The organism is Egibacter rhizosphaerae, assembly GCF_004322855.1.
GTDB lineage: Bacteria > Actinomycetota > Nitriliruptoria > Euzebyales > Egibacteraceae > Egibacter > Egibacter rhizosphaerae.
Genome location: NZ_CP036402.1, coordinates 1,109,491 through 1,125,717 on the forward strand (window position 1 = coordinate 1,109,491; position 16,227 = coordinate 1,125,717).

Consider the following 16,227-nt stretch of genomic DNA (forward strand, 5'->3'; position numbering starts at 1 on the left):
AACGAGGGGTGAACGGTTCGGGACTCCCTCAGCCCGCGGGGGAGGCCGCCAGGCGCTGTGCCTCTCGCATCCGAGCGAGTACGAGCGCTCGGTCGAGCACGGCCAGCGTTTCGGGCAGCGGCGGGCTCACCGGGGTCCCGGCGACCGCGACGCGGACCGGCTGGAACGTCTTGCCACGCCCGAGCCCCAGCCGTTCGGCGACGCCGTCGAGTGAGGCCATGATCGTGTCCGCGTCCCACGGCTCGACCTCGGCGAGGCTCCGCTCGGCGGCCTCGAGCACCTCGTCGGCGCGTCCCTTGCGCAGGTGCTTGTCCACCGCCTTCTCGTCGTACTCCACCCTGTCGGCGAAGCAGAAGGCGATCAGCGGGGCCGCCTCGGCGAGCGTCTGGATCCGCTCCTGCAGCAGGGGCACGAGATCCCCGAGGAGGCGCCGCTCCTCGCGGGTGGGGGGCTCGGCGATCAGCCCTTCGGCGGCAAGGTACGGGACGAGCCGGTCGGCGAGCTCCCCACCGTCGAGCTCCTTGATCCGGTCACCGTTCAGGGCACGAAGCTTGTCGGTGTCGAAGAACGCCGGGTTCTTGCCGACCCGGTCGAAAGAGAACCGCTCGACGAGCTCGGGCACGGTGAACCGCTCGGTGGTCGCGTCGTAGCTCCACCCGCAGAGCGCCAGGAAGTTGCACAGCACCTCCGGCAGGAAGCCCTGCCGCCGGAACTCGTCGACTGCCACCGACCCGTGCCGCTTCGACAGCGGCTTGCGGTCCTCGCCCACGAGCAGCGGCAGGTGCGCGTACGTCGGGCGGGGTACGTCCGGTCTGGGGGGAAAGCCCGTGTCGGCGAGCACGCCGGCGAGCAACGAGGTCCCGCCCTCGTCAGCGAGAAGCGCTTCGGCGAGCAACATCTGGCGAGGCGTCGCGGCCAGCAGATCCTCCCCTCGCGCGACGAAGGTGATCCCCATCGCGAGGTCGTCCACCCCCGCAGCGAGAGGGTAGGTGGGCGAGCGGTCGGCACGCAGGATCACGAAGTCGGGCACGTCCTTCCACTGGAACGTCACGGGGCCCCGGACGACGTCGTGGAACGTGACCTCGCCGCTGTCGGGGGTGCGCAGCCGGATGACCGGCTCGCGCCCCTCGGCGCGGAACACCTGCTTCTGTTCCTGGGTGAGCTCCCGGTGCCCACCCTGATAGCCGGGGGTGCGGCCTTCGGCCTGCGCGCGTTCGCGCTCTGCCTCGAGCTCCTCCGCGGTCTCGAAGGCCTCGTAGGCGTGGCCGCCGGCGACCAGCGCGTCGGCGACCGCCTCGTGCAGCGGCCGGCGGGCGCTCTGGCGGTACGGCCCGTACGGACCGGTGTCGCCCGCGCCCTCGTCCGGGCCTTCGTCCCAGTCGAGACCGAGCCATCGAAGGGTTTCGAGGGTCGCCGCGAAGGCCGCATCGGTGGCGCGCTCCGCATCGGTGTCCTCGACCCGCAACACGAAGGTCCCGTCGTTGCCGCGGGCGTGCAGCCAGTTGTACAGCGCGGTCCGAGCGTTGCCGACGTGCATCGTTCCGCTGGGCGCGGGCGCGAAACGGACGCGTGGAGCGGTCATGTGGGTTCCTCGCGGGTCGGAGCGATGCCGGGTGACAGGCTACCGGCCGGGGGGAGACCGTCGGGGACGCGGCCGCTCAGACGTCGGCCTCCACCGGATTCGACAGGGTCCCCACCCCCGCGACCTCCACGTCCACGGTCTGGCCCGCCGTGATGGGACCCACCCCCGCCGGCGTGCCGGTGAGGATCACGTCGCCCGGCAGCAGCGTCGTGAACGCCGAACAGTACGCGACGAGCTCGGGGATCGGGAACATAAGGTCGGCGGTGCTCCCCTCCTGGCGCACCTCGCCATCGACCCGCGCGCGGACGGTGATGCCGGCACCGGGGTCCACCTCGCTGGTGATCCACGGCCCCAGAGGACAGAACGTGTCGAATCCCTTCGCGCGGGTCCACTGGCCGTCGCGGCGCTGGAGGTCGCGCGCGGTGACGTCGTTCGCGCACGTGTAGCCCAGGATCGCGCCCTCGGCCTCCTCGACCGACACCTTGCGGGTCAACCGGCCGATGACCGCCGCCACCTCGGCCTCGTGGTGCACCTCGTCGCTGAGCTGCGGCAGGCGGATCGTGTCACCGGGGCCGATGACGCTGGTCGCGGGCTTCAGGAAGATCAGCGGTTCCGAGGGAGGCTCGGTCCCCATCTCGCGCGCGTGCTCGGGATAGTTCTTGCCCACGCACAGGACCTTCGACGGAATGATCGGCGCGAGCAGGGGCACCTGATCGATCGGTGCGAGCTGGTCGGTCACCGCGAGGTCCTCGTCGAACGGGTGCCCGTCGAGCAGCGCGACGTGCTCGCCCTTGCCGGGCGGTTCGGTGACGATCCCGAACGCGGGCCCGCTCGGTCGGGCGACCCGGACCAGGCGCATGCCAACCCCTCCTTCGCTCCCAGCACCAGAGCATTCGGGTGCGCCCCGGAGCCTGCGGCGACCCGACCCCGACCGCGCACCCACCGCGCGACGCTACCAGCGGAGCCGCACCCCGCCGAAGCTCGCACCGGAGCAACGAGCCAGGAGAACCGGGGCAGGCGAACGGGCCGGGGACGACCGCGGGCCCGCGTGAACGCTTCAACGCGGGCGGGACTCGTGCTCGCCGGCGAGGAGCCCGTAGACCACGAGATCGCGTTGCACTCCGTCCCGCGTGCGCTCACGCCCGCGCAGGACGCCCTCACGGGCGAATCCGGCCTTCTGGGCGACCCGGTTCGAAGCCGCGTTGAGGGGCGCAGCCATCAGCTCGACGCGCGCGTACCCGAGATCATCGATGGCCCACGAGCTGAGCAGCCTCGTCGCGGTCGTCGCCGCACCCTGGCCGCGCCCCCAGGGCGCGGTCCAGTAGCCGACCTCGATCACCCGCTGCGCGGGCAACGGCCGCATCAGCCCCGCCGAGCCCAGGAAGGTCCCACGGTCGGCGTCGGTGACCGCGAGTTGCAGGCTGCTGCCGTCGGCGAACCCTGCCGCGCAGTGCGCGACGTACTCCCGAGCGTCCGACTCGGTGTACGGCTGCGGGACGGCGACCAGCCACTGCGCGATATCCGGGTCGTTGCACGCCTCCACCAGGTCCGCGACGTCGCGCTCGTCGAAGGGTCGCAGCCGCACGCCCTCGGCGGCGAGCGGTGGATCCGGCGGTGCCACCTCAGCCATCCCCGACCTACCTCACTTCAGCCATCCCCGACCTACCCGGGACCATCGATGCCGGCCAGGCCGTACCGGTAGGCGTCGGCCATCGCCTTCCACGAGGCATCGATCACGTTCTCGGAGACACCGACCGTCTGCCACTCGCGCTCCCCATCGGACGAGGAGACGAGAACGCGCGTGGTCGCACCCGTCCCGGCCTGCGGGTCGACGATTCGCACCTTGTAGTCGGCGAGGTGGATCCGGTCGAGATCGGGGAACTGCCCGTTCACGGCGTGGCGGAACGCCTGGTCCAGCGCATCCACGGGGCCGTTGCCCTCACCCACGCCGATCCGTCGCGACCAACCCCCTTCGGCCGTCTCGTCGCGCACCCAGACGCGCACGGTGCCCTCGGCGACCGGGCTGCCGTCCTCTCGCCGCTCGACGATGGCCCGGAACCCCTCGAGGCGGAACACGTCCTCGGCGGTGCCCGCCTCGTCCGCGACGAGCAGCTCGAACGAGGCGTCGGCGGCCTCGAAGGAGTACCCGGCGTGCTCGAGGTCCTTGACGCGTCCGAGGATGCGATTGGCGAGGTCGCCGTCCCCGCCGAGGTCGATCCCGAGCTGCTCCCCCTTCATCACGATCGTGGACCGACCGGCGAGCTCGCTCATCAGCAGCCGCAGCTCCCCGCCGACCTTCGCGGGGTCGATGTGCTGGTAGGTCATCGGGTTCTTCTGCAGCGCGGAGGTGTGCAGCCCCGCCTTGTGCGCGAACGCGGCATGGCCGACGTACGGGGCGTGCGGGTCCGGGATGAGGTTCATGGTCTCGGCCACCTCGTTGGCGACGGTGGTGAGCTGTCCGAGCTCGGTGTCCCCGACGACGTCGATGCCGTACTTGAGCTTGAGGTTCGGGATCAGCGAGCACAGGTTCGCGTTGCCGCAACGCTCCCCGATGCCGTTGACCGTCCCCTGCACGTGGGTCGCTCCGGCGCGCAGACCCGCGAGCGAGTTCGCGACCGCGCACTCGGTGTCGTTGTGGACGTGTACGCCGATCTGCGTGCCTCCCCGGCCACCGAAGCGGCCGACGACCCCGCCGGTGACACGCTCCACCTCTTCCGGCAGCATCCCGCCGTTCGTGTCGCAGAGCACGAGACACTCGGCGCCGGCCTCCGCCGCGGCCTCGAGGACCGCAAGCGCATAGTCCGGATCGTTGCGATGCCCGTCGAAGAAGTGCTCGGCATCGAACAGGACCCGCCGGCCCTCGCTGCGCAGCAGCCGCACGCTGTCGGCGATCATCGCGAGGTTCTCGTCCTTCGTCGTCCCGACCGCCTCGGTGACGTGCAGGCTCCATGCCTTGCCCACCAGACACACCACCGGCGTGGCCGCCTCCAGCAGGGTCCCGAGCGAGGGATCGCCCGAGGCGTCCCGATCGGGACGCCGCGTCATGCCGAATGCGACGAGCTCCGCACGCTCCAGCGGGAGCTCACCCTTCGCCGCCCGCGCGAAGAACTCCGTGTCCTTCGGGTTCGCACCCGGCCAGCCGCCCTCGATGAACGGAACGCCCAGACCGTCGATGAGCCGTGCGATGCGCAGCTTGTCGTCGACGGTCGGCGTGATCCCCTCGCGCTGGGTGCCGTCCCGCAGGGTCGTGTCGTAGAGGTCGACCCATGCGGGCAGGGGCGTGTCGGGTTGCCGACCAGGGGACTCGGCGACGTGGTCTTCGGCCATCGGTGCACCTCACCTTCGCGTGGTGTGGTGCCGACCGTTGAAGCGACCGCCCCGAAGGGTGCCGGCCGCTCCCGCAGCCGGCACCGCCCACCGGTCTACGGGAGCGGTCGAATAATGATCCCGGCGCACGCGAGGACGGCCACCGACGTGGCCTCCGGGTGCGTGCGCGTGTGCAACATCACGCAGGCGAGTGTGGCACGAGGCGCAAGCCGCGGCAAACGGCCCGTTCGGATCGGCTACTCGATATGCTGCGGCCCGAGGTTCGAGGCGCACTTCGTGACGCGTCCGGGAAGGAGTCGGGAGAACCGTGACGACGCTGCCGCCGCCACGCCGGACGGCGAGCGTGGTCGCGATCGTCATCGTTCTCGTGACGCTCGTGGCCGGAGGCCTCCTCGTGGTGCTCGCGAGCGACCCCTTCGAGCGCAGTGGCGCGACGATGTGCCCCGAGGACAGTCGGCGGCTGCCCGTCGACGAGGGGGCCGCGAGCACCGCGTGCCTGCCGACGAACCTCGAGGGCACCGAGATCGGCTTCGGCGTCACGATCCGCAACGAGGGCGAGCTTCCCGCCCGCGTGCGCTCGGTGCCCCTCGGACAGCTCGACCGCGGCGGCTTCACCCCCACCGCCGTGCGCGAGGCCCCCGTGCCCGCGGACGGCGCGCCCCCGGACTCGCCGAGCGACCTCGCGGAGCTCGAGCCGTTCACGCTCGCTGCCGAGGAGGAGCGCCTCCTCTGGTTCGAGGGCCGGCTGGAGGACTGCGAGGACCGCGAGATCGGCCGCGCCACCCAGGTCCCGGAGGTCTTCTTCCGGATGTCGCGGCTCGGCCTGCCGCGTGAGGCCGAGATCGACCTCGACCCCGCCATGGGCTGGATCGTGGAGGCCTGTTAGGAGCCACGCCGGGGGCTTTCAGCCCGCGCCGACGACGTCGAGCATGTGGCGGTAGCGCGGCTCCCTCCCGGCGACGGTGTCGAAGAAGGTGTCCTGCACCCGCTTCGTGATCAGCCCGGGAGCGCCGATCTCGCGGCCGTCCACCGAGCGGATCGGCACGACCTCCGCAGCGGTGCCGGTGTAGAACGCCTCGTCGGCCGTGTAGAGGTCCTGACGCAGCAGCCGCGTCTCGGCGAACGGGATACCGAGGTCGCCGGCGAACTCGATGACGGCCTCGCGGGTCAGCCCCTTCAACACCCCCGCGGCCAGCGGTGGTGTCAGCAGTGCGCCGTCGCGGACGATGAACACGTTCTCGCCGGATCCCTCGGCGACCTCCCCGTGCTCGTTGAGCAGGATCGCCTCGTCGTAGCCGGCCTGCAGAGCCTCGACCTTCGCCAGCGAGGAGTTGATGTACACGCCGCAGGCCTTCGTGCCGGTCGGGATCATGTTCGCGCCGATCCGAACCCACGAGGAGACCTTCGCGTCCACCCCGTGCTGCAGTCCCTCATCGCCGAGGTAGGTCCCCCACGGCCAGATCGCGATGGCGACCCGCACGTTGCTCGGCATGGGGTTCAGCCCCATCTCGCCGTAGCCCAGATAGACCAGCGGCCGGATGTAGCACGACAACAGGCGCGACCGGCGGATCAACTCCCGGGCCGCCTGCATGAGGTCGTCGACCGAGAAGGGCACGTCCATCTGCAGGATCTTGGCGGACCGGTGCAACCGCTCCATGTGCGCGCGATGCATGAAGACCGCCGCGCCCTCCTCGGTCTCGTAGGCGCGGATGCCCTCGAAGACCCCCCACCCGTAGTGCAGCGTCGGGGTCAGGACGTGGATCTGGGCCTCGTTCCAGGGGACGAACTCCCCGTCCATCCAGATCTCGTCCACCGGGGATATTGGCATCGCGGCCCTCCTTGATCCTGCCCGACTTGGTCCTCCCCGAGCGTTCCGGGCTGGCGAGGCGCCGGCCCACCCGTCTCCGCTACGCCCCGTCGGCGACCAGGCCCGCCATCCGGTCGCCGATCTGCGACGTGGAGTATCCCATCTGCGGACCGGCCATGGCACCGAGCTCCGGCAACACGCGACCGACCGACCGTTCGACCGCGGTGGCCGCGTCGGTCTCGCCGAGGTGCTCGAGCATGAGTGCGGCGGACAACACGGCGGCCGCAGGGTTCGCGGCGCCGGTGCCCGCGATGTCCGGCGCGGACCCGTGGACGGGCTCGAACATGCTCGGCGCGGCGCGATCCGGGTTCAGGTTGCCGCTGGCCGCCAGCCCCAGCCCTCCCTGCACCGCAGCGCCCAGGTCGGTGATGATGTCGCCGAACAGGTTGTCCGTGACGACGACGTCGAAGCGCCCCGGGTCGTTCACGAGGTACAGGCACATCGCGTCGACGTGCGCGTAGTCCATCGTGACCTCGCCGGCCTCCGCCACGACCTCCTCGACGGTGCGATACCAGAGGTCTCCTGCGTGGGTCAGCACGTTCGTCTTGTGGCACAGCGTCAGGTGGCCACGTCGCTCCGCAGCCTTCCGTAGGGCGAACCGCGCGACCCGCTCCACCCCGCGACGCGTGTTGAGCGACTCCTGGGTGGCGACCTCGCTCGGAGTCCCCCGATAGAGGTGCCCTCCGGCCCCCGCGTACAAGCCCTCGGTGTTCTCGCGTACGACGAGCAGGTCGCAGCCGTCCGGCGTGAGTCCCGCGATCGGCGTCGGCACCCCGGGCAGCAGGCGGACCGGCCGCAGGTTCACGTACTGGTCGAACTCGAAGCGCAGCCGCAACAGCAGGCCGCGCTCCAGCACGCCCGGCGGCACGTCGGGCGAACCGACGGCGCCGACGAGGATCACGTCGTGCCCGCGCAGCTCGTCCTCGACCGCGTCCGGGAGCACCTCCCCGGTCCGAAGGTAGCGGTCCCCACCGAGGTCGTAGTCGCTCGTCGCGAGGCGAAAACCGAATCGCTCCCCCGCCGCGTGAGCGACCTTCGCCGCTTCCACGGTGACCTCCGGGCCGACCCCGTCGCCGCCGACAACTGCCACACGGTGCTCGCGCAAGCCTTCGCCCTTCGTCGTGGTCCGATGTGTCCGATCGCGACGGAGTCTACCGCTGGGGCGCGCAGGGGAGCTGACGCGCAGAGCAGGAGTCGGCGACCGCCGGGCCGCATGTGCGAACCCGACGATGGCGGCCCTAACATCCCGCCGGTCATCGAGAACACCCGGCGAGCTCCGGGAACCAGGAGTCACGTGCAGCTGCCAGCAACCCTCGAGATCGTCGCCGCGGCACTCCCGGTCGTGCTGCTCGGGACCCTGGTGGTCTGGCGACGCTGGGCGCTCACTCGGGCCGGCTGGTTCAGTCTCGGGATCGCCGTGCTCGTCGCCCTGGGTGCGGCCGGGCTCGATGCGACGGGCCTGGCCGTGGCTGTCGGCAAGGGAGCCTGGACCGGGGGCTGGATCCTCCTGATCGTCGTGCCCGCGCTCCTCGTCTACGAGCTCGTGCAGCGGGCGGGCGCGCTCGCACGCCTCTCGGAGGAGCTGGGCCGGCTGGCGGGCACGAAGGCGCGCCAACTCCTCCTCTTCGCATGGACCGTGCCGTCCTTCGTCCAAGGGGTGGCGGGGTTCGGCGTGCCGATCGTGGTCGCCGCCCCCATGCTCGTGGCCGCCGGGTTCGCCCCGGCCGCGGCCATCGCGGCGGTCCTCGTGGGCTACCACTGGTCGGTGACGTTCGGCTCCATGGGCTCGTCGTTCTTCGTGGCCGCCGGTACGGCGGAACTCACCGTCACCGAGACCGCGCGGTTCGCGCTGCTCGCCTCCTCGTTGCTCGCGGTGAACGCGCTGCTCGCCGGCCTGCTGCTCCTGCGGCGAGCCGGCCCGGACGGGGGTGCACGCGGCGCCATCCTCCCCCTGGTCGTCACCGCGGTCGCGATGGGCTCGGTGCTCGTCGGGGTCGCCGCGGTCCAACCGGCCCTGGGCTCGACCGCGGCGGGGCTGGCGGGCGTGGTCGTCCTCGCTCTGTTCCTGCGTCGGGGCGGCGGCCGGGTCTCCCCGCGACCGCTCGCCCTCGCCGCGGCACCGTACGCCGGCCTCACCCTGCTCGTCGTCGTCGCGTTCGGGGTGCCGCCCGTCCGCGAACTGCTCGCCCGCGTTCCGACCCTCGCGCCGAGCTTTCCCGCGACGACCACCGACTTCGGGGAACGAGCCGCGGTCGCGGCCCATCAGCCGTTCGACCCGCTGCTCCACCCGTGGATCTATCTGCTCGCGATCGCGTTCGTGGCGTGGGCCGGCTATCGGCTCCTCGGCTGGCTGCCGCCCGGTGAGGGACGTGCCGCGCTCGCGGGCTGGGCGACCCGCGGACGCAAGACCGCCGCGAGCCTGCTCGGACTCACCATCCTGGCAGCGGTGATGGTCGAGGCCGGTCTCGTCTCCCGCCTGGCCGAGGCGTTCGTCGCGGCTCTCGGCCCGGGATTCGCGGCGATCTCCCCCGTCCTGGGGGCGCTGGGCACGGCGGTCACCGGCAGTACCACGGCTTCGAACGCCCTGTTGGCGCCGCTCCAGGCCGGGGCGGCCGATCAACTCGGCGCGGACATGGCCGCCATGCTCACCGGACAGACCGCGGGCGGCAACGTCGGGAACGCGCTCACACCCCTGAACGTGGCGATCGCAGCCGGCGCAGTCGGGGCGACGGGCGAAGAGGGCGCGATCATTCGCGACGCGAGCAAGGACGCGGTCCCGTTGCTCGTTCTTGCCGCGGTCGCGACCACCGCGCTCGTCTGGTTGCTCTGACCGGCGAGGCCTCGCCACCTACGTCACCCCACCGAGCCACAGCGAATCCGTCGAAGGACGCACGAACGGTGCTCTGATCCCGAGCACGACCCACCGGGCGACGTGCTACTCGGACAGCACCCCTTCGTGGACCAGGCGCGACCGGAGGTCGTCCACCCCCTCGAAACGGTGTGCCGCGATCCCGATCTCCCGCGCCGCCTCGCAGTTCGCTTCTCGGTCGTCAACGAAGAGCGCTTCGGCCGGCTGCAGGTCGACCTGCTCCAGCACCCGCTCGTAGAAGGCGCGGACCGGCTTGCGCACGCCCAGGTGGTGACTGGCGAGGACGCCTTCGACGCGTGCGTCCAGTGCGAACCGTGCGCGGAGTTCCTCGATCCAGACCGGGTAGTTGCTCACGATGTAGCGGTCCGCGCGCCCCTCGAGGTCGTCGAGCAGGTCACGCATGCCCGGCACCCACGCGTAACCCGCCCGTCGAGCTCGTTGGAAGGCCGTGGCATCGAACGGCAGATCCGTGCCCGGCGCCCAGAAGCGGGCGAAGAACTCCGTCTCGTCGATCGCCGCGATCTCGAACTCCGGCCAGGCCTCCCGGTCCCGGTGCCCGGCACGATCGGCCACCGACCCCCCGGTACCCGCACGAACGGCCCGTGGGTAAGGATCGATCAACAGGGTATCCATGAGGTCGAACAGGACGGCCCGGATCGTCACGTTTTCCCCGCTCGCGAATGAACGTCCACCGGACCGACCCCGTCGATTCTGGCAGGATGGTGGCCGGAGGGATCCTATGCGTCCAGTCCTGCACGGCACCCAAGTCACGCTCCGACCGGTGACGCCCGAGGACGTCGACGTACTTGCCGACATCCTCGCCGAGCCCGAGGTGTCACGGTGGTGGCCCCGCTACGACGCGAGTCGGGTCCGACGCGATCTGCTCGAGGCACCGGACACGACGGTGTTCACGGTGGCCCACCTGGACGACGAGGTCGTCGGCTCCATCCAGTACGTCGAGGAGCCGGCCCCGGACTACCGTCACGCGTCGGTGGACGTGTTCCTGCATCCAGCCTGGCACGGCAAGGGCCTCGGTACCGACGCGATCCGCACGCTGGCGCGGCACCTGATCCATGATCGCGGGCACCACCGTCTCGCGATCGATCCCGCGGCCGACAACGAGAAGGCGATCCGTACCTACAAGCGGGTCGGCTTCAAGGAGGTCGGCGTGATGCGGGAGTACGAGCGCAACGCCAACGGGGAGTGGCAGGACTGCCTGCTCATGGACCTGCTCAAGCGCGATCTCGAGTAGCCGGAGGCCCGGGCGGTCGTTCGCGCCCGTCGTGAAGGAGCCCTCGACCACGTCGCGGTCGCGCTCCTAGGCGAGCAACGCCACCGCGTGCCCGGGGGCGGCCACTGCGGGCTCGTCCACCTCGCCGCTGGCGCTGAACACCCCCTCGAGGGGCCGCCACGGCACCGCTCCCGCCGCTCGGATATCTCCGCCACGAACGCTCCTGCCGTCGAGACCCGCCGCACGGACGCTGGAACGTATGCCGCGACGAGGGTACGGTGCCCCGTCGCGCGAAGCGGCCGATCGAGCAAGCAGACAGGATGGCGACGGTGACCGACTGGGTGACGATCAAGGTGGTCCTGACCGGTCGCGAGGGTGAGCCCCTCGCACAACCACCCGGTCGTGTCATGCTCGCCCACCGGGGGCACACCTTCGCGGAGCTGGGCGATGCGATCGACGTGGCCTTCGGCCGTTGGGACCTGGGTCACCTGCACGAGTTCAACGTCGACGGGCGTTCGCTCACCAACGACGGCGAGGAGGGAGCCCCGCACGTCGAAGACAGCGACAGCGTCGCGCTCCGCGATGTTCGACTCCACGAGGGGACGCGCTTCCGCTACGTCTTCGATCTCGGCGAGGAGTGGAGCCACGACTGCACCGTCGAGGAGGTGGACCTCGCCGTCGAGGAGGTCTACGGGGAGGCCCCGGACACGCCGATTCCCGTCTTCGGCTGGGGCACACTGCCGGACCAGTACGGGCGGCTGACCGAGGACGAGGACGACGAGCTCGACGGGGCCGTCGATTGGGACGCGCCTCGATCGGGCGATGACGAGGTCGCCGGTGAGGACCTCGATGCCGCCGAGGCCTGGGACGTGGTTCAAGATGCCCTCGCCGGCCTGCCCGCGGCGCCCCCGGGAATCGAGGAGGCGATGGCAGCGGCGACCGAGGCGGTGCGCGCCGCGCCGGCAGCTTGGCCAGCCGATGCCCTGCTCGCCGCCGCGAACCTGTCCCCCGGAACACTGCCCGCGGACGAGGCCGAGCTGTGGATAGAGCTCGCGGCCGGGGTCGTCGACCCGGACGACCCGCTGCCGGTGGATGCCAACCTGGAAGCGGCGTGGACGAGCGTGGACGTGGCGGACTGGGCTGCCGTGGTGATCGAGCTCGTGCGCGGCGGGGTCGGCACCAACGCCGACGTGGAATCCCTGGCCGGCCACATCGCCCGGTGTCCCCATGTCGAGGAGCAGGAGCTCGACGAGGACGACGAGGCCGTGCTGCGGCGGGGCCTCGCGATCGTCAGCGAGCTGCTCGCCCATCTCGGCGCGCTCGATGCCTCGCATCGCCTCACCGCGCTCGGGCGGTGGGGACTTCCCCGTGCCCTGGCGCGCGCGTGGGTCGGCGAGGGCGCTGTCTAGCTCCCGAGCCAGCACGGGAGGCGGGACCGAGCCGACCGTCACGGCTGCTCTCGTCCTGGCAGGTCGATATCGAGGATCCTGGCGAGCTGCTCGACCGTGGCCCAGCTGGTGCGCTGACGTCCGTTCAGCACCTTCGACAGCGTCTCCCGGGCGACGGGATGGCCAGCCAGGCGCAGCCGCCACGCGAGTTCGGTGACCGACCATCGGCGTCGCTGCAACGCCTCGTGGCACCGGATCACCGCGCGCCACAGTTCCTCGTCGCCTCCGGGGGCGGGTCGTTCCCACCAGCGCACTTCGCCGCGCGGCCCGCGAGTGGTGCGGCGAGGCGGCGTCCTTCGCCCGGGCCGCGACCCCGCCCGGCGCGTCGGTTCCCGACGCGAGGCGGCGAAGCGTGCCCCGACGGCCTCGCTCGGCTCGATCCGTCGCGCGAGCATCGGCTCCCCCTTCCCTCGTCAGTCCACGGGACCCGTTCGGCTCTCCCGCCCTTCGCGGCCGCCTTCGGCACCGGCATCGGTGCCGGTGCCCTCCCCGTGCCGGTGTCGACGATGCCCCCCGCACCGTTCACACTTGACGCAGGGCGCGTCAGATCTGACCCTGACCCGCGCGCCGGCCGATGGAGGCCGTGTCCCCGAGCGAGAGGCGCGCTATGACCCGGACGATCACGACGGACCTGGGCCGCGTCGACGGTCGGGATGTGGCCACCTGGGCGGAGCGCCGGGCACCGCTCGACCCCGCCGACGCCGACACGCTCGAGCTCGCGCGCGCCTACGTGCAGGCGCATCCCCGATCAGCGCAGGGCACGACACAGGGGCAGCGGCTCGCACTGCTGCGTCGACTCGCCGCGCGACCGGCCCGCACCGAGGACCTGCTCGCTGCCCTGCGCACGGTCGGGTGGGTCGGCGCGGACGACCTCGCCAACCGGCTGCGGGAGCTCCGACGGACGGAGGGAGCGCGTCGAGGGGCGGGTGCCGCCGGGATCGCGCTCACCGAGCACGGCGACGTGGTCGCGCTGGCCGAGCCCTTCCCTGCGCTCGACGAGGGTCAGGAACGGGCCCTCGGGTTCGCCAAGGCCGTGACCAGCCAGCTGGACGGCACGCTCGCGACGGCCGCCACGCGCAGCCTCGACGAGCTACTGCCGGACCTCCCGCCGCAGGCGCACACCGGGCCCCCGTCCCCCACCGATCTCGCGAGCGTGGAGCGATTCCACGCGGCCCTAACCGAGCAGCATGCGGTCACCGTCCGGTACCGATCACTGAACTCCCGCCGCACCACCGATCTCACCGTCGTTCCGATCGCCTACCACACGCACTGGGGTGCGGTGAAGGCGCTCTGCATCGAGCTGGGTCCCAGCGGTGAAAGAGGGCGCGACCTGCAGCTCGCGCTCGAGCGGATCCACGAGGTGACGCCGCGTCCGGGGATCGCCCTGCCGAGCGACCTGACGCTGCTCGAGGACCAGCTCGGGCTCGTCCTGTCCGGCGACCTACTGACGATCGCCCAGGAACGGGACCTCTTCGGGCTGGCGGACGCGAGCCCCGAACCGCTGGCGGACGATCCGGACGCGTTCATCGTGAGCGGCACCTTCCCGCGGGCTCTCGCCTGGGACGTCATGGAGCAGATCTGCGCCTGGGCCGGCAGCGTCCAGGTCCGCGAACCGCTGTGGCTCGTCAACGCCGTCTGCCGCCGCCTTCGCGCCGGCCTACGAGAGATGGAGCTCGGGTCGGGCTTCGAGCTGATCAAGCCCGAGCCCGGGCGCGGGTTCCCGTCGCACGGCGAGGCGGTCAACTGGGAACCGGAGGAGCGCCGCGGGGACGGACGTGCCCGCCGATTGACTCCCCCCGCGCGCCCCACCTGATCGGTGTCCCGGGCCGTCCTCAGCTCCCTTGACCAGGTCGGCGCTTCCCAGGCTCAGCGAGCGGCCGGGGCCGAGGCCGTGGCGCGCCAGCGGTCGAGGATCAGCGCGGTCGCCAGCGCATCGGTCGGGGGCAACACCGCCGCGTCGCCACGCACCGCCTCCGCGAACCCGGTCACCATGCGCTCGTACGGGTCTGCCTGCCAGGAACCGCACGGCTCCCCGTCGCGGAGCAACACCGCCTCGCGGTCGACCCCGACGGTGAACGCGTGCGGCACGTCGAGGGACCCCTTGGTGCCCACGACGCTGATGTGCTGTGTGCGCGCGCCGCCGAAGCTCACGCGGGCGGTGCCGAGACCTCCGGCGGAGAGGTCGATCACGGCGGAGGCGACCTCGTCGACCCCCTCGCGATCGGCGATCATCAGCCCGCGGATGTCGTGGGGCTCCTCGCCGATCAGCCAACGGATGGCGCTGATCGCGTACACCCCGAGATCGAGGATCGCGCCACCACCCCTGGAGCGCGTCCAGCGGTAGTCGTCCACGGACGGGGCGGCACCATCGAAGCACGCGTCGACCCGCAGGACCGACCCGATCTCGCGGGCGCGCACCATCGCCAGCAGCGCGTCGGTGCGGGGATGGAAGCGCGACATGATGCCCTCCATCAACACTCGCCCGGTGCGAGCCGCCACAGCGGCCATGCGCTGCGCGCCCGCCGCATCGAGCGCGAGGGGCTTCTCGCAGAGCACGTGCTTGCCCGCTTCGAGCGCGGCGATCGCCCACGCCTCGTGCAGGTCGTTCGGCAGCGACACGTAGACGGCGTCCACGTCGGGGGCCTCGAGCACCTCCTCGTAGGCGCCCCGCGCGCGCCGCGCCCCGTGGCGGGCACCGAAGCGTTGCGCGCGCGTCAGGGAACTGGATCCGACGCACGCGAGGTCGTGGCCGGCGGCCCGCATCGCCGGCGCGAGCGCCCGGTCGGCGATCCGACCGGGCCCGAGGATCCCCCATCGCAGCATGGAGGGGGAGACTAGCCGCTCGAAACCGAGCGGACGGTCGTCAGGCGGCGGTGTCGCTCAGAGCGCGCCCACGCGACGGATGGCGCAGCTTCGAGAGCGCGCGTGCCTCGAGCTGGCGAATGCGCTCCCGGGTGAGGCCGAAGTACCGGCCGACGTCGTCCAGCGTGCGGGCTTCCCCGTCGAGGAGCCCGAACCGCAGCTCGAGGATGATGCGCTCCCGCTCGGGGAGTCCGCTCACCACGTCGAGCAACTCCTGGCGGGCCAGGCCCTTCGCGGCGACCTCGAGGGGATCGTCAGCGTTGCGGTCCTCGATGAAGTCGCCGAGCTCGGCATCACCGTCCTCACCGACCGGCGTCTCGAGCGAGGTCGGCGTCCGCGCGTAGGTGAGCAGCTCCTCGACGGTCTCGGCCTCCTCGCCGAGCTCCTCCGCGAGTTCCTCGAGGGCCGGCTCCCGTCCCAGGGACTCGGCGAGGTCGCGCTGCATCGACAGCGCCCGGCGCACTCGCTCCATCATGTGCACCGGCAGCCGGATCGTGCGCCCCTTGTCGGCCACGCCGCGCCCGACCGCCTGCCGGATCCACCACGTCGCATAGGTGGAGAACTTGTAGCCCCGCCGGTAGTCGAACTTCTCGACCGCGCGCAGCAGCCCGAGGTTGCCCTCCTGGATGAGGTCGAGGAGCGGCAACCCCTGCCCCTGATAGCGCTTGGCGACGCTCACGACGAGCCGCAGGTTCGCTTGGACGAGCCGTTCCTTGGCCCGCTTGCCGTCCCGGTCCACCTGATTCAGCTGCCGGCGGCGGGTGGGCGAGAGCTTCCTCCCCTCGCTGGTCGCTTCTGCCAGCAGCCGTTCCGCTTCGAGTCCCGCTTCGTACCGCTTCGCCAGATCGACCTCTTCCTCGGCGGTGAGCAGCGCGGTGCGTGCCATCTCCCGCAGGTACAGCTGCACGTGGTCGTGAAGCGGCATCTCCTCGACGATCTGTGCCACGGTCGCTGTCACCCTCCTTCTGGGACGGCCGAGCCGCGAGCTCGACACGGTCCGCGGGCCTCTCGCTCGTCAGCGCGACGCGGGCTGGCCTCGGT

Annotated in this window: 15 protein-coding genes; 5 read left to right on the forward strand and 10 right to left on the reverse strand. The window is 71.7% G+C overall.

Annotated elements, in window-relative coordinates; genetic code table 11:
* Nucleotides 1-28: 28 nt before the first annotated feature.
* From ER308_RS05230 to cimA, 4 genes are all read right to left on the reverse strand, one after another.
* Nucleotides 29-1,582 carry a glutamate--tRNA ligase gene (locus ER308_RS05230; RefSeq protein WP_131154001.1) on the reverse strand — a complete coding sequence of 518 codons (1,554 nt, stop codon included), beginning with the start codon at nt 1,580-1,582 and terminating at the stop codon, nt 29-31.
* A 76-nt stretch (nt 1,583-1,658) separates the two neighbouring features.
* Nucleotides 1,659-2,441, reverse strand: coding sequence for a fumarylacetoacetate hydrolase family protein (locus tag ER308_RS05235; protein ID WP_131154002.1), 783 nt, complete (start codon nt 2,439-2,441; stop codon nt 1,659-1,661).
* A 198-nt stretch (nt 2,442-2,639) separates the two neighbouring features.
* Nucleotides 2,640-3,212, reverse strand: coding sequence for a GNAT family N-acetyltransferase (locus ER308_RS05240; protein ID WP_131154003.1), 573 nt, complete (start codon nt 3,210-3,212; stop codon nt 2,640-2,642).
* Between the two features lie 32 nt (nt 3,213-3,244).
* Nucleotides 3,245-4,909, reverse strand: coding sequence for a citramalate synthase (gene cimA, locus ER308_RS05245; RefSeq protein WP_131154004.1), 1,665 nt, complete (start codon nt 4,907-4,909; stop codon nt 3,245-3,247).
* A 307-nt stretch (nt 4,910-5,216) separates the two neighbouring features.
* Here cimA and ER308_RS05250 point away from each other — a divergent pair, with 307 nt between their 5' ends.
* Entirely contained in the window at nt 5,217-5,795 is a 579-nt protein-coding gene (locus tag ER308_RS05250) for a hypothetical protein (protein ID WP_131154005.1), read from the forward strand.
* Between the two features lie 18 nt (nt 5,796-5,813).
* On the opposite strand, the gene ER308_RS05255 is transcribed toward ER308_RS05250, so the two are convergent.
* Together ER308_RS05255 and ER308_RS05260 are read right to left on the reverse strand one after the other, a co-directional pair.
* Complete coding sequence (locus ER308_RS05255; protein WP_131154006.1) at nt 5,814-6,737, reverse strand: branched-chain amino acid transaminase; 924 nt, start codon at nt 6,735-6,737, stop codon at nt 5,814-5,816.
* Nucleotides 6,738-6,816: 79 nt separating this feature from the next.
* The gene (locus tag ER308_RS05260) at nt 6,817-7,881 is read right to left on the reverse strand and encodes a 3-isopropylmalate dehydrogenase (protein ID WP_131154007.1); all 1,065 of its coding nucleotides are present in this window, start codon (nt 7,879-7,881) and stop codon (nt 6,817-6,819) included.
* Between the two features lie 189 nt (nt 7,882-8,070).
* Between ER308_RS05260 and ER308_RS05265 the strand changes: the two genes are divergently transcribed.
* Nucleotides 8,071-9,606, forward strand: a complete 1,536-nt coding sequence (locus ER308_RS05265; protein WP_165491836.1) for an L-lactate permease — start codon at nt 8,071-8,073, stop codon at nt 9,604-9,606.
* A 105-nt stretch (nt 9,607-9,711) separates the two neighbouring features.
* Here the strand turns inward: ER308_RS05265 and ER308_RS05270 are convergent, their stop codons facing one another.
* On the reverse strand, nt 9,712-10,308 hold the full coding sequence (locus ER308_RS05270; protein ID WP_420826205.1) for an HAD-IA family hydrolase: 597 nt from the start codon (nt 10,306-10,308) through the stop codon (nt 9,712-9,714).
* Nucleotides 10,309-10,384: 76 nt separating this feature from the next.
* Between ER308_RS05270 and ER308_RS05275 the strand changes: the two genes are divergently transcribed.
* Nucleotides 10,385-10,897, forward strand: a complete 513-nt coding sequence (locus ER308_RS05275) for a GNAT family N-acetyltransferase (protein ID WP_131154009.1) — start codon at nt 10,385-10,387, stop codon at nt 10,895-10,897.
* Nucleotides 10,898-11,196: 299 nt separating this feature from the next.
* Nucleotides 11,197-12,285: an IS1096 element passenger TnpR family protein gene (locus ER308_RS05280; RefSeq protein ID WP_131154010.1), complete on the forward strand. Its 1,089-nt coding sequence runs from the start codon at nt 11,197-11,199 to the stop codon at nt 12,283-12,285.
* 38 nt (nt 12,286-12,323) lie between these two features.
* On the opposite strand, the gene ER308_RS05285 is transcribed toward ER308_RS05280, so the two are convergent.
* Nucleotides 12,324-12,719, reverse strand: a complete 396-nt coding sequence (locus ER308_RS05285) for a helix-turn-helix domain-containing protein (RefSeq protein ID WP_131154011.1) — start codon at nt 12,717-12,719, stop codon at nt 12,324-12,326.
* Between the two features lie 212 nt (nt 12,720-12,931).
* On the opposite strand from ER308_RS05285, the gene ER308_RS05290 reads away from it, so the two are divergent.
* On the forward strand, nt 12,932-14,137 hold the full coding sequence (locus tag ER308_RS05290; protein ID WP_131154012.1) for a WYL domain-containing protein: 1,206 nt from the start codon (nt 12,932-12,934) through the stop codon (nt 14,135-14,137).
* Between the two features lie 53 nt (nt 14,138-14,190).
* Here the strand turns inward: ER308_RS05290 and ER308_RS05295 are convergent, their stop codons facing one another.
* Both ER308_RS05295 and ER308_RS05300 read right to left on the reverse strand, forming a co-directional pair.
* Nucleotides 14,191-15,147, reverse strand: a complete 957-nt coding sequence (locus ER308_RS05295) for a Gfo/Idh/MocA family protein (RefSeq protein ID WP_131154013.1) — start codon at nt 15,145-15,147, stop codon at nt 14,191-14,193.
* A 40-nt stretch (nt 15,148-15,187) separates the two neighbouring features.
* Nucleotides 15,188-16,132, reverse strand: a complete 945-nt coding sequence (locus ER308_RS05300; protein WP_338029785.1) for a sigma-70 family RNA polymerase sigma factor — start codon at nt 16,130-16,132, stop codon at nt 15,188-15,190.
* Nucleotides 16,133-16,227: the final 95 nt, after the last annotated feature.